Here is a 12,680-nt window from a genome sequence, read left to right on the forward strand (position 1 = left end):
GGTCAGGTCAGGGGTGATGTGGGGGTGGGGACGGGGGCGGTACGGGGCAGCGGGAGCGTCGCCAGCAACTCCCTTACGAGCGCGCCCACCTGCTCCGTCTCGATGAGGAAGCCGTCGTGCCCGTACGGCGAGGCGATGGTGTGCGCGGCGTCCGCCCCCGGCAGCAGCGCGGCAAGACGTTCCTGCTGCGCCAGGGGGTACAGCCGGTCCGAGTCGACGCCCGCGACCAGGGCGGGCAGCTCCGCGCGGGCCAGGGCGCGGGCGATGCCGCCCCGGCCCCGGCCGACATCGTGGCCGTTCATCGCCTCGGTGAGCGTCACATAGCTCCCGGCGTCGAACCGGCGCACCAGCTTGTCCGCGTGGTGGTCGAGATAGGACTCCACCCGGTAGCGGCCGCCGTGCGCGGGCTCCTCCCCGGGCTGCGCCTCGCCGCCGAAGCGGGAGTCCAGCTCGGGTGCGCTCCGGTAGGTGATGTGGGCGATGCGGCGCGCCTGCCCGAGGCCGCGGTGCGGTCCTTCGCCCGGCGGCGCGCGGTGGTAGTCGCCGCCCCGCCACCCCGGGTCGGAGCGGATCGCGCCGATCTGCGCCGAGCCCCAGGCGATCTGGTCGGCGGATGCGGCGGCCGGGGCGGCGAGGACGAACAGCGAACCGGTGCGCCCGGGTCTGCTCACCGCCCATTCAAGGGCCCGCATGCCGCCCATCGACCCGCCGATGACGGCCGCCCACCGGTCGATGCCCAGCACATCGGCGAGGGCCGCCTCCGCCGTCACCTGGTCCCGCACGCTCAGATAAGGGAACAGGGACCCCCACGGAGTGCCGTCGGGCCCGGGGGAGGAGGGGCCGGTACTGCCCTGGCAGCCGCCGAGAACGTTGGGGGCGACGACGAACCACCGGTCGGTGTCGAGCGCCCGGCCCGGACCGACCAGCGCGTCCCACCAGCCGGGCGTCGGATGCCCCGGACCGGTGGGACCGGCCACATGGCTGTCGCCCGTCAGCGCGTGCAGCACCAGCACGGCGTTGGACCCGTCCGCCGCCCGCTGCCCCCAGGTCTCGTACGCCAGGCGCACCCCCGGCAGCCTGATCCCGGACTCCAGGGGCAGCGGGTCCTCGATCGCCGCCCAGCGGCGACGACCGGGCGGATCCCCCTCCCGTCGGCCACCGGAGGCCGGCGGGAGGGGGCGTGCGCGGTGCGGGTCCTTCCGGTTCAGGACGCCGCCTTCGCCGCCCGGAAACCCGCCTCCAGGTCGGCCTTGAGGTCGTCGACGTTCTCCAGCCCCACCGACAGTCGCACGAGACCGGGCGTGGCGCCGGTGGCGATCAGCTGCTCCTCGGTGAGCTGGCTGTGCGTGGTGGAGGCCGGGTGGATGATCAGGCTGCGTACGTCACCGATGTTGGCGAGGTGGCTGAAGAGCTCGACCGCGTCCACGAACCGCCGGCCCGCATCGGCCCCGCCCTTCAGCTCGAAGGCCAGCACGGCCCCGGCCCCGCGCGGCAGATAGCGTTGCCCGGCCTCGTACCAGCGGTTCGACTCCAGGCCCGCGTAGTGCACGGCCGCCACCTCGTCGCGCCGCTCCAGCCAGCGGGCGAGCTCCAGCGCGTTGGAGGTGTGCCGCTCCAGCCGCAGGCTCAGCGTCTCGATGCCCTGGAGCAGCAGGAACGCCGAGTGCGGCGAGAGCGCGGGTCCCAGGTCGCGCAGCAGCTGCACCCGGAGCTTCACCGCGAACGCGCTCGGTCCGAGATCCGGCCAGTAGCGCAGCCCGTGATAGCTCGGGTCGGGCTCGTGAAACTCGGGGAAACGCCCGGCGTGCGCCCCGAAGTCGAACGTACCGGCGTCCACGACCACGCCGCCGATCGTCGTGCCGTGCCCGCCGAGGAACTTGGTCGCGGAGTGGACCACGATGTCCGCGCCGTGCTCGATCGGCCGGAGCAGATAGGGCGTGGGCACGGTGTTGTCGACGATGAGCGGCACCCCGGCCTCGTGCGCGGTGTCCGCGACGGCCCGCACGTCCAGCACGTCGCCGCGCGGATTGCCGAGCGTCTCGGCGAAGAACGCCTTCGTGTTGGGCCGGACCGCCGCCTGCCACGCCGCCAGGTCCTCCGGGTCCTCGACGAACGTCACCTCGACGCCGAAGCGGGGAAGCGTGTGGCGGAAGAGGTTGTAGGTGCCGCCGTAGAGGGACGAGGAGGAGACGACGTGGTCGCCCGCCCCGGCCAGGGTCAGGATCGCCAGCGTCTCCGCCGCCTGCCCGGAGGCCAGCGCGACGGCCGCGATCCCGCCTTCCAGCGCGGCGACGCGCTGCTCCAGGACGTCCTGGGTGGGATTGTGGATGCGGGTGTAGATGTTGCCCGGCTCGGCGAGCGAGAACAGGTCGGCGGCGTGCTTCGTGTCGCGGAAGACGAAGGACGTCGACTGGTAGATCGGCACCGCGCGGGCGCCGGTCGTCGGGTCCGGGGCCGCGCCGGAGTGGATCTGCTTGGTCTCGAACGACCAGGCGGCGCCGGGGTCCTGCCGGTCCTGGTCCTCGGGGGTGTGGCCTGCGGTGACGGAGTCGAGGGGCTGGCTCATGTGGTTCCTCGCACGGGGCGGTGACGGGCTGAATACGGACCGTAGGACGCACTCAGCACCCTCGGAAGCGTGTCGCCCGCTTGGCCACGAACCCGCAACGGCCCGTCATGGCCCGCAATACGGCGGCAACGCGCATGCCATGCCCCGGCCGTGGGGCGGGGGCAGGGCATGCGCGCGCGTTCAGCGGGCCGCCGGGACCTCGGCGATCGAACGGCCCGCCCACGCGGGCGCGGGCTCGACGAGCGAGGCCAGACGTTCCCGTACGGAGTCCGGGAACGGGGCGGTGCGGCCCGCCCGTTGGTCCACATGGAGTGCCAGCAGCTCGGTCGTCGCCACCGGTGCGGCCTCCGGCTCCGGTACGTCGTCGGGGGCGCCGACCACGTACAGCTCGTGGCAGAAGCGCGCCTTCTTCGCGTCCACGCCCAACAGCCGGGTGCGGACGGCGAGATGGGATCCCGCGGCCACCTCGCGGAGATAGCGCAGATGTGACTCGGCGGTGTAGAGCGAGCAGCCGGTGCTCTCCCGGTATCCGGCGTGCAGACCGGTCTCGATCATCATCGCGTCGGTGGCGTACCCGAAGACCAGGACGTAGAACGCCTCGCTCATATGGCCGTTGTAGTCGATCCACTCGGGCCGTACGGTCCGGTGGAACAGGGGGAGCGAGGTGCCGTCGTCGGCGGCCGCGGCGTTCTGCTCGGTCACGGCGTTCTGCTCGGTCACGGCCGTCTCCTCGTGCGCGGGCTGCTCGCTCATCGGGTCGCCTCCTCGGCGGAACGGGGCAGGCGGCCTGTCGCCCGCAGGATGTCGATGACGCCCCGGTCGCGTTCGGCGACCAGGTCCGCGATGCTCCGGCCGTCCGCGGCCTCGTCGCAGCCGGCCACCACCGCCTCGTACAGGGCCCGGTCGAGCTCGGGTGCTTCGAGCCGGGTCCAGGGCGACTTCAGCGACGGGCCGAAGTGGTCGAGCATGTGGGCCATCCCGCCCTCCCCGCCCGCGAGCGCGAAGGTGAGCATCGGCCCCATCACGGCCCAGCGGAGCCCGGGCCCCTCGGTGATCGACGCGTCGATCTCCGCCACCGTCGCCTCACCGTTGGCGACCATGTGCAGTGCCTCGCGCCACAGGGCCTCCTGGAGCCGGTTGGCTATGAAGCCGGGCACCTCGCGGTCCATGGTGATCACGGACTTGCCCGCGACCTCGTAGAAGCGCGAGGCCCACTCCACCGCCGCGGGGTCGGTCCGTTCACCGCCGACGACCTCGACCAGGGGGATCAGGTAGGGCGGGTTGAAGGGGTGCCCGACGACGAGCCGCCCGGGGTCGGCGGCCTCGGTCTGCATGTCCGTCATCGGGTAGCCGGAGGTCGACGAGGCGATCACCGTACCCGCCGGTGCGGCGGCGTCCAGGCGGGCCAGCAGATCGCGCTTGAGGTCCAGCTTCTCGGGGGCGCTCTCCTGGACGAACTGTGCCTCCGTCAGGGCCTCTTCGAGCGTCGCGGTGACGGTCAGGCGGTCCTGCGAGGCCCCGTCGGCCAGGCCGAGCTGTTCGAGCGCGGGCCAGGCCGCGGCGATGAGCCGACGCAGCCGGACTGCCGCGTCGGGGGCCGGGTCCCAGGCGGTGACGTCGTAACCGCGGGCGAGGAAGTGGGCGGCCCAGCCGCCGCCGATCACCCCGGCCCCGACGCACGCCACACGGCGTACGTCCTCCGGGGCACAGGGGGCGGGGGAACCGGGGGGCGGGGTGGGGGAGGGGATGACGGTCACGGGCGACACTCCGGAAAAGACGGTGAGGGGTGAGGGGGGAGGGGAGTCGGTAGAACGGGGGAATCAGGCGCGCGGGCGCAGGCCGAGCTTCTCGCGGGCCTCGTCGGGCGTGGCGACCCGGGAGCCCAGGGACTCGGTGATCCGCACGGCGCGCTCGACCAGCTGCCCGTTGGTGGCCTTGACGCCCTTGCCCAGATAGAGGTTGTCCTCCAGACCGACCCGGACGTGTCCGCCGAGCAGGATCGACTGGGCGACCCAGGGCATCTGCATCCGGCCGAGCGCGAAGCTCGCCCACTGCGCGCCCCGGGGAAGCATGTTGACCATCGACTGGAGGACCCCCGGGTCGGCGGGCGCGCCCCACGGGATGCCCATGCAGAGCTGGAAGACCGTGGGATCGTCGAGCAGCCCTTCGGCGAGGAGCTGCTTGGCGAACCACAGCTGCCCGGTGTCGAAGATCTCCAACTCGGGCCTGACACCGAGTTCCTGGATGCGCTTCGCACCGGTGCGCAGCATGTCGGGGGTGGAGACGTAGAGGTTGCTGCCGTCGCCGAAGTTGAGCGAACCGCAGTCGAGGGTGCAGATGTCCGGCAGCAGCTCCTCCACGTGCGGCAGCCGGTCGAGCCCGCTGACCAGGTCGGTGCCCGGGAGCTGACGGAGCGGGGCCTCCGGGTCGATGACCAGGTCCCCGCCCATGCCGGCGGTCAGGTTGATGACGACGTCGGTGCCGGTCTCCCGGATCCGCTCGACGACCTCCCGGTAGAGCCGGGGATCGCGGGAGGGGGCGCCGGTCTCCGGCTCGCGGACGTGGATGTGGACCACGGCCGCGCCGGCCCCGGCGGCCTCGACGGCGGAGGCGGCGATCTGCTCGGGCGTCACCGGGACATGGGGGCTGCGGCCGACGGTGTCGCCGGCTCCGGTGAGGGCGCAGGTGATGATGACGTCTTGGTTCACGGGCATGCGGAAACATCTCCTCCGGGGAGTTGTGGGGGACCTTCTCGTCGTTGTGTGGGGTCAGTCGGCCGTGGGAGCTGTCAGGCAGGCGTCCACATGGGCGGTCAGCGCGTCGTGCATGGCCTGCGCACCGGTGCCGGGGACTCCGTCGTCCCGGCCGCCCGGTTCGGTGGCCAGGACCTGGGAGGCCAGTCCGTCGATGAGTGCGGTGAGGGTGAGGGCCGCGCCGTTCGCGTCGACCGGGCGGAACACGCCCTGCTCGACGCCGCGCCGGATCACGTCGGCGACCGTTCCCTGCCACTGGCGGTAGTACTCCCCATGAAGCCGCCCGACCGTGGTGGACCGGGCGGCCTCGGCCCACAGGTCGAGCCAGACGCACCACTGCCGCCGTTGCTGCTCGGTGCGGGGCGTCTGGAGTTCGATCAGCAGGCGCAGTTCGTCCCCGGCGTGCCGCGTCCCTGCCGTGGCGTCGGCGCGGCGACGGGTGTCCTCGTCCATGCACCAGCGGACCGCGGCTTCGAGCAGTTCGTCACGGCCGGGGAAGTGGTAGTGGATCGCCGCCGTGCTGGTGCGGCAGGCCGCGGCGATGTCCGCGACCCGGACGGCATGGAAGCCGCGCTCGGCGATGAGCCGGACGGTTTCGCGCACGATCTGCAGGGGTCTGCCGCCCTCCGGCGAGGGCACCGGCGGGCGAGGGGCCGACGGAGAACGTACGGGCGACGCCGTCACGGCCGCACCGGCCGCCGTACGGCCCGCCGCGTCCGGGTCCGTGTCGGCGCCGGCTGCCGCACCGGCCGTCGAGCCGAGCAGCCAGCCGACGTCGACGGCGCCGATGTCCGCGATCCGGGCCAGTTCGGCGGCGGTGAACCGGCGGGTGTTGTTCAGGGAACGGGACAGCTTCGACGGATCGATGACGATCCGCCGCGCGAACTCGCGCGCGCTCACACCCGCCGCGTCGATCACCTGCCGGACCCGTGCGGCCACCTCGTCCTGCTGCATGGTCAGCCACCGTAACGACGTGATGAGAAAACCTCAACATGAGCGGGTGCAACACATGAAAGAGGAGGGGTGTTGCGGTTCTGACTGATGCATCAGTCAGAACCGCAACACCCCTCCTGCGCGCTGTTCGCCCCGGCGGCGGTCGTCACTCCTGGACGAGCATCCCGCTCCGCAGCTTGCCCAGCATCCGGCTCAGCAGCCGGGACACGTGCATCTGCGATATCCCGAGCTCAGCACCGATCTGCGCCTGGGTCATCTCCTGGCCGAAGCGCATGTCGATGATCCGGCGCTCCCGCTCGTCCAGCTCGTCCAGCAGGGGCGCGAGGGCGTGGAGGTTCTCCACGGCCTCCATGGCGGGGTCCGGATCGCCCAGCACATCGGCGAAGGTCCGCCCGGCACTCTGGCCGGGGCCGGCCTCCGACGTGTCGGTCGGCATGTCCAGGGAGCCCGCCGTATAGCCGTTGGAGGCGACGATCCCCTCCGTGACCTCGGACTCCTCGATCCCCAGGTATTCCGCCAGCTCCTTCGCCGTGGGGTCCCGGTCGAGGACGCCGGCCAGGGACTCCTTGGCCTTGGCGAGATCGACCCGCAGCTCCTGGAGGCGTCGCGGCACGTGCACGGCCCAGCTCGTGTCACGGAAGAACCGCTTGATCTCGCCGACGATGTACGGCACCGCGAACGATGTGAACTCGACCTCCCGGGAGAGGTCGAAGCGGTCGATCGCCTTGATCAGCCCGATGGTGCCGACCTGGATGATGTCCTCCATGTCGCCGCTGCCCCGGTTGCGGAAGCGGTTGGCGGCGAAGCGGACGAGGGACAGGTTCATCTCGATGAGGGTGTTGCGCGCGTACTGGTACTCGTGCGTGCCCTCCTCCAGGACCTGGAGGCGATCGAAGAAGAGACGCGAGAGCCGACGCGCGTCCAGCGGGGCGATCTTCCCGGCATCCTCGATCCACGGAAGCTCTTCGGTGGTGCCCGTCCGCTCCGCGCCGGCGGTCTGCGCGGTCTGTGCGGTGTGCACGGTCATGTCGCTTCACGCTCCCTGGTTCCTGGTTCGTAAGCCCTGAGGCCTGTTCGCCTTCCCGGCGGTGCGGCTCTCATGCGTCGCGGAGGGAGTTGATCTGGCCACACGGATCGAGTTGGCCGGAAACACGCCTGGTTCGGTCCTGAGGAACCGTCACGCCCGGCTGCCCGAGGGGCGCGAGTGACAGGCGCGCGTTGCGGACCGCGCGTGGGGGGCGTGAGCGTGGAGGTGCGAAGAACCGCCCCACCGGTACGGGGGAGCCCGGTGGGGCGGTCGCCACCAGAGTGCCACAGGCGGAGGGCCGTTGGGACCGCACCGGCACGTATTGGCCGAGGGATGAGTTGATTTCGCCGCTCGTCCGCGTGCGGGCACAGGCCGCGACGCCTCCTCACACCTCCCGCACGCCTCCCGATGATTGCGGCGCCATGAACAGATGTGCCTCGCGGAATACCCGCCGTATCCACTGGCCTTTCCTCCGGCGGGGCGCGCTGCTCCGCACGCCGGAGGCCCGCCGCCGAGGAAACCGCACGTTGTACGGAACGAGACCGAGGAGACCATGACCCAGAACGACACCCGGCCCCGGACCGATGCCCTTCCCCGGCTCCACCCGCTGGACAACCCCGCCCGGTCCTCCCTCACCGGTCCGCACGCCCACTTCGCCGAGAGCCGTGGGCGGGTTCTGCGCTATCCCGTCGACGTCTCCCCGTGGATCGCGCTCCCCGACGTCCCGGACGCCCGGGACTGGGCCGATCTCGCGGCGCTCGCCGGGCCGGGCGGCCCCGTCGCCCTGGCCGCGCTCCAGGCGCCGCCACCGCCGGACTGGGAGATCGTCTTCCGGGGCGCCGGCGTCCAGCTGGTCGACGCGGCGGTGGACGCCGCGTCCGACCCGGAGGCGGTCCCGCTCGGCCCGCTGGACGTGCCGGAGATGCTGGACCTGGTGGCGCGCACCCGCCCTGGCCCCTTCCTGCCGCGCACGGTCGAGCTGGGCACGTATCTGGGCATCCGGCGGGGCGGCGTCCTGGTGGCGATGGCGGGGGAGAGGCTGCACCCGCCCGGCTGGACCGAGATCAGCGGCGTCTGCACGGACGAGTCCGTACGGGGGCAGGGGCTGGCGAGCCGGCTCGTCCTGGCGGTCGCACACGGGATCCGGGAGCGCGGCGAGACGCCGTTCCTGCATGCGTCCGCCTCCAACACCGGCGCCATCCGGCTCTACGAGTCCCTCGGCTTCCGGCTCCGCCGGCGTACGGAATTCCTCTCCGCCCTCGTCCCCGCCGCCTTCCCCTCGGCCCACGGGACCTGAGGCACCCCCGGCCCGGGACGGAGGTCCCGGGCCGGAAGTCCCGAACGGGACCTTCGGCACCCCCTCGGGGTCCTATGGCCTCCTGTGCGCGGGCCCGCCTCCCGCTCAACTGGAAGGGACCGGCCGAAACTGCGGACGGCGCCGAGGCACCACCGGGAGGACAGGCCGTGCCCATGAGGTTGCTGGACATGGCACAGAAGCCACAGAAGCCGAAGAGGCGGAGCGATGTACGGCACCGGGACGGTGCCGCGCAGAGCCCGGACGCGAGCATCACGGTGGTGTCCCAGGGCCGCATCGGCAACTGGGCGCTGCTCGGCGGGCTGACCCTGCTGACCCTGCTGGTCGTCTTCCTCGACGCCAGCACGGGCAACGACCTGCGGGTCGTGCCCCTGCTGGTGGTCGTCCCGGCACTGGCCTCCGTCTACTGCAGCCTCCGCCAGACCATCTGGGTCGCGGTGTGGATCACCACGGTCGTCGTCGGCTTCCGGGCCGGCGCGGACGGCACCTTCTGGGACTTCGTCTTCGGCATCGGCTTCGCCGTACTGGCCTGCGCCCTCGGGGTCGCCGCCTGCGCGGCGCGTATCCGGCACGCCACCGAGATGGCGCGGCTGCGGTCCGCCGCCGTCACCCTGCAGCGCCAGATCCTGCGGCCGCTGCCCGTCGTGACCGACCACGTCTTCGCGTACGGGCTCTACGAGCCGATCGAGGAGGACCGCTTCGTCGGCGGAGACATCTACGAGGTCGTCGAGTCGCCGTACGGGACCCGGGTGATCATCGGGGATGTCCAGGGCAAGGGGCTCGCGGCCATCGGCGCCGGATTCGCGGCCATCGCCGCGTTCCGTGAGGCGGCCATCCGTGAACCCACGCTGACCGGAGTGGTCCAGGCGCTGGAGGACGCGGTCGTCCGGCACAACGAGTTCTCCGCCCAGACCGGCGAGGCCGAACGCTTCGTGACCGCGCTCGTGCTCGGGTTCGACGAGGGCGGCCGGGTGGAGGCCGTGAACTGCGGCCATCTGGCGCCGCGTCTGCTGCACGACGGCCGGACCTCGGCCGTCACGCTCCACCGGACCTCCGTCCCCCTCGGCCTCGCCGCACTCAGCCGGGAGGCCCGTTCGGCCGAGTCCTTCGACTTCCCGCGGGGCGCGACGCTGCTCGTCGTCACCGACGGGGTGACCGAGGCCCGTGACGCCACCGGCGCCTTCTACCCGCTGGACGAGCGCGTCGTGGCCTGGGCCGGGCACGGTCCGCGCGAGCTGCTCGACGCGCTCCACGGCGACCTGGAGGAGTTCTCCGGCGGTATCCGGCGCGACGACGTCGCCGCGCTGGCGCTGCGCCGCGCTCCCGCAGCCACCCCCTGACACGTCCCCCTGATGTCCCCACGAGACGAATGTCGCGTGGGGACATTTTCAGGTGTACGGTGCATGTATGACTCCGGAACGGAAGATCCCGGAACGGCGCAGCCGTAAGGCGCGCCGCACCCGCGACACCCTGGCGCAATCCGCGTTCGAGCTCGTGCTCGACCGGGGGCTGCGGAACGTGACGGTCGAGGAGATCGCGGAAGCCGCGGACGTCGACCGCCGTACGTTCAGCCGGTACTTCCCGAGCAAGGAGGCCGCCGCCCTCGACTCCCTGCGGGGCGACGGCGACCGCATCAACGCGGCCCTGCGCGCCCGCCCGGCCCCGGAACCCCCGCTCCTCGCCTACCGGCGGGCCGTCCTCGACTGGCTCGCCGACCCCGGGGCGGAGGCCTGGCACCGCCGCCCCCGGATCTTCGAGCTGCTGGTGGTCGCCGAGGAGGAACCGACGCTCTACGCCGTCTTCCACCACATCCGGGTGGACGCCCAGGAGGACTCGATCGCCATCGTCGCGGACCGGCTCGGCGTCGATCCCCGGCAGGACATCCGGCCCGCCGTGACCGTCGCCGCCGGAGCGGGCGCGCTCCTCGCGGCTCAGGCCGCCTGGGTGCGCGGGGGCCGTCCGGACGCCCTGCCCGAACGGGTCGCCGAGGCCTTCGACGCACTGGCGGAAACAGCCCGAGAAGCAGCAGAAGTAACAGAAGAAGCAGCGGAAACAGAGGCAACCTCATGAGCACCGAACACAGCTCCACCCTCGCGAACACGGGCACGCACACGAACGCGGCCGTGTCCTCCGCCGAGTTCGCGGGCCGCACGGCCCTCGTCACCGGCGGCGCCTCCGGCATCGGCCTCGCCCTGGCCCGGCGGCTCGCCGCCGGCGGTGCTGCGGTCGTCGTCGCCGACTACGACGAGGAGAACGCGCGCAAGGCCGCCGCCGAGCTGGAGAGCGCCGGAGCCAGGGCCGCCGCCGTCGCGATGGACGTCACCGACCCGGCCTCCGTGGAGGCGGGCGTGCGGTTCGCGGTGGACACCTTCGGCGCCCTCCACCTGGCCGTGAACAACGCCGGTATCGCGGGCCCCAGCAGCCCCACCGGTGAGTACCCGGTCGAGGACTGGAACCGCGTCGTCGCCACCAACCTCAGCGGCGTCTTCCACTCCATGCGCTACGAACTGCCCGCCATCGTCGCGGCGGGCGGAGGCGCGATCGTCAACATGTCGTCCATCCTCGGCACCAACGGCTTCGCGGGCTCGCCCGCCTACGTCGCGGCCAAGCACGGCGTCGTCGGCCTCACCAAGACCGCGGCGCTCGAATACGCCGCGAGGAACGTCCGGATCAACGCGGTCGGCCCCGGCTTCATCGACACCCCGCTCCTGCGGAACGCCGACCCGGCGGCCCGCGAGCACCTGATCTCCCTGCACCCGGCCGGACGTCTCGGGACCGCCGAGGAGGTCGCCGAACTCGCCGCCTTCCTGCTTTCCGACAGGGCCTCCTTCATCCACGGCAGCTACCACCTGGTGGACGGCGGCTACTCCGCCCCGTGACCGAGGGCCCGAGTGGCGGGCGGGGGGCACGAGGGCGACAAAGGAACACGGGGGCGGCGAGGACGAACAAGAAGCAAGGAAGAAGCGAGGAGATCCATGAAAGCCGTTCAGTACCGAGCCGTCGGCGCCGCCCCCGAGGTGGTCACGGTCCCGGATCCCGAGCCCGGCCCCGGCCAGGTCTTGCTGAAGGTCACCGCCGCCGGCGTCTGCCACTCCGACATCGCCGTGATGAGCTGGCCCGCCGACCAGATCCCCTTCCCCCTGCCGCTCACCCTGGGCCACGAGGGCGTCGGCACGGTCGCCGCGCTCGGTGACGGCGTCGACGGCTTCGCGGTCGGCGACTCCGTCGCGGTGTACGGCCCCTGGGGCTGCGGCACCTGTGTGAACTGCGCCGAGGGCAAGGAGAACTACTGCCTGCGCGCCAAGGAGCTCGGCATCATGCCGCCCGGCCTCGGCGCCCCGGGCGCGATGGCCGAGTACATGATCGTCGACGACCCCCGCCACCTCGTTCCGATCGGTGACCTCGACCCCGTGAAGACGGTGCCCCTCACTGACGCCGGACTCACCCCGTACCACGCGATCGTGCGCTCCCTGGCGAAGCTCGTGCCCGGTTCCACCGCCGTCGTCATCGGCACCGGCGGTCTCGGCCACGTCGCGATCCAGTTGCTGCGCGCCATGACGGCCGCCCGGGTGATCGCCCTCGACGTCACCGAGGACAAGCTCGCCCTGGCGAGGACCGTCGGTGCGCACGAAGCGGTCCTCTCGGACGAGAAGGCGGCCGCCCGCGTCAGGGAACTGACCGGCGGACTCGGCGCCCACGTGGTCCTCGACTTCGTCGGAGCGCCGCCCACCGTGCAGACCGCCGGGGCCGTCGCCCGCGTGGACGGCGACGTCACCATCGTGGGCATCGGCGGCGGCGCGCTCCCGGTCGGCTTCGGGACGCTCCCGTACGGGGCGAACGTCTGCGCTCCCTACTGGGGCTCGCGCAAGGAACTGGCCGAGGTCCTCGACCTGGCCCACGCCGGAGCGGTGGACGTCCACGTGGAGACGTACTCCCTCGACGAGGCCCCGCTGGCGTACGAGCGCCTCCACGACGGCAGGATCAACGGCCGGGCCGTCATCCTGCCCAACGGCTGACCTCCCGCCGTCGCCGGTCCCCGCCCCCGCCCCCGGGCGGGGGCGGCCG

At 72.5% G+C, this 12,680-nt stretch carries 12 protein-coding genes; 5 read left to right on the top strand and 7 right to left on the bottom strand.

Annotated elements, in window-relative coordinates; genetic code table 11:
• Window positions 1–2: 2 nt before the first annotated feature.
• From metX to IE134_RS23660, 7 genes are all read right to left on the bottom strand, one after another.
• Window positions 3–1,208, bottom strand: coding sequence for a homoserine O-acetyltransferase MetX (gene metX, locus IE134_RS23630; RefSeq protein WP_189431663.1), 1,206 nt, complete (start codon window positions 1,206–1,208; stop codon window positions 3–5).
• Entirely contained in the window at window positions 1,205–2,566 is a 1,362-nt protein-coding gene (locus IE134_RS23635; RefSeq protein WP_078614386.1) for a bifunctional o-acetylhomoserine/o-acetylserine sulfhydrylase, read from the bottom strand. The genes metX and IE134_RS23635 overlap by 4 nt, the downstream gene beginning before the upstream one ends.
• Before the next feature lie 180 nt (window positions 2,567–2,746).
• On the bottom strand, window positions 2,747–3,319 hold the full coding sequence (locus IE134_RS23640; protein WP_229823709.1) for a thioesterase family protein: 573 nt from the start codon (window positions 3,317–3,319) through the stop codon (window positions 2,747–2,749).
• Window positions 3,316–4,323: a 3-hydroxyacyl-CoA dehydrogenase NAD-binding domain-containing protein gene (locus IE134_RS23645; RefSeq protein ID WP_229823710.1), complete on the bottom strand. Its 1,008-nt coding sequence runs from the start codon at window positions 4,321–4,323 to the stop codon at window positions 3,316–3,318. The genes IE134_RS23640 and IE134_RS23645 overlap by 4 nt, the downstream gene beginning before the upstream one ends.
• A gap of 63 nt (window positions 4,324–4,386) precedes the next feature.
• A complete protein-coding gene (locus tag IE134_RS23650; protein ID WP_030713016.1) occupies window positions 4,387–5,280 on the bottom strand; it encodes a beta-keto acid cleavage family enzyme in 894 nt (297 codons plus the stop codon).
• Between the two features lie 54 nt (window positions 5,281–5,334).
• A complete protein-coding gene (locus tag IE134_RS23655; protein ID WP_189431620.1) occupies window positions 5,335–6,273 on the bottom strand; it encodes a TetR/AcrR family transcriptional regulator in 939 nt (312 codons plus the stop codon).
• Window positions 6,274–6,418: 145 nt separating this feature from the next.
• Window positions 6,419–7,300, bottom strand: coding sequence for an RNA polymerase sigma factor SigF (locus tag IE134_RS23660; RefSeq protein WP_030713022.1), 882 nt, complete (start codon window positions 7,298–7,300; stop codon window positions 6,419–6,421).
• Window positions 7,301–7,853: 553 nt separating this feature from the next.
• Between IE134_RS23660 and IE134_RS23665 the strand changes: the two genes are divergently transcribed.
• From IE134_RS23665 to IE134_RS23685, 5 genes are all read left to right on the top strand, one after another.
• A complete protein-coding gene (locus IE134_RS23665) occupies window positions 7,854–8,597 on the top strand; it encodes a GNAT family N-acetyltransferase (RefSeq protein ID WP_030713025.1) in 744 nt (247 codons plus the stop codon).
• A 188-nt stretch (window positions 8,598–8,785) separates the two neighbouring features.
• Window positions 8,786–9,955, top strand: coding sequence for a PP2C family protein-serine/threonine phosphatase (locus tag IE134_RS23670; RefSeq protein ID WP_189431622.1), 1,170 nt, complete (start codon window positions 8,786–8,788; stop codon window positions 9,953–9,955).
• A gap of 67 nt (window positions 9,956–10,022) precedes the next feature.
• Complete coding sequence (locus IE134_RS23675; RefSeq protein ID WP_032768531.1) at window positions 10,023–10,685, top strand: TetR family transcriptional regulator; 663 nt, start codon at window positions 10,023–10,025, stop codon at window positions 10,683–10,685.
• Window positions 10,682–11,494, top strand: a complete 813-nt coding sequence (locus IE134_RS23680) for an SDR family NAD(P)-dependent oxidoreductase (RefSeq protein WP_030713033.1) — start codon at window positions 10,682–10,684, stop codon at window positions 11,492–11,494. Before IE134_RS23675 ends, IE134_RS23680 begins: the two co-directional genes overlap by 4 nt.
• Before the next feature lie 96 nt (window positions 11,495–11,590).
• Window positions 11,591–12,631 carry an NAD(P)-dependent alcohol dehydrogenase gene (locus IE134_RS23685; protein WP_030713036.1) on the top strand — a complete coding sequence of 347 codons (1,041 nt, stop codon included), beginning with the start codon at window positions 11,591–11,593 and terminating at the stop codon, window positions 12,629–12,631.
• The last annotated feature ends 49 nt before the right edge of the window (window positions 12,632–12,680 follow it).

The organism is Streptomyces rubiginosohelvolus, assembly GCF_014649875.1.
GTDB lineage: Bacteria > Actinomycetota > Actinomycetes > Streptomycetales > Streptomycetaceae > Streptomyces > Streptomyces rubiginosohelvolus.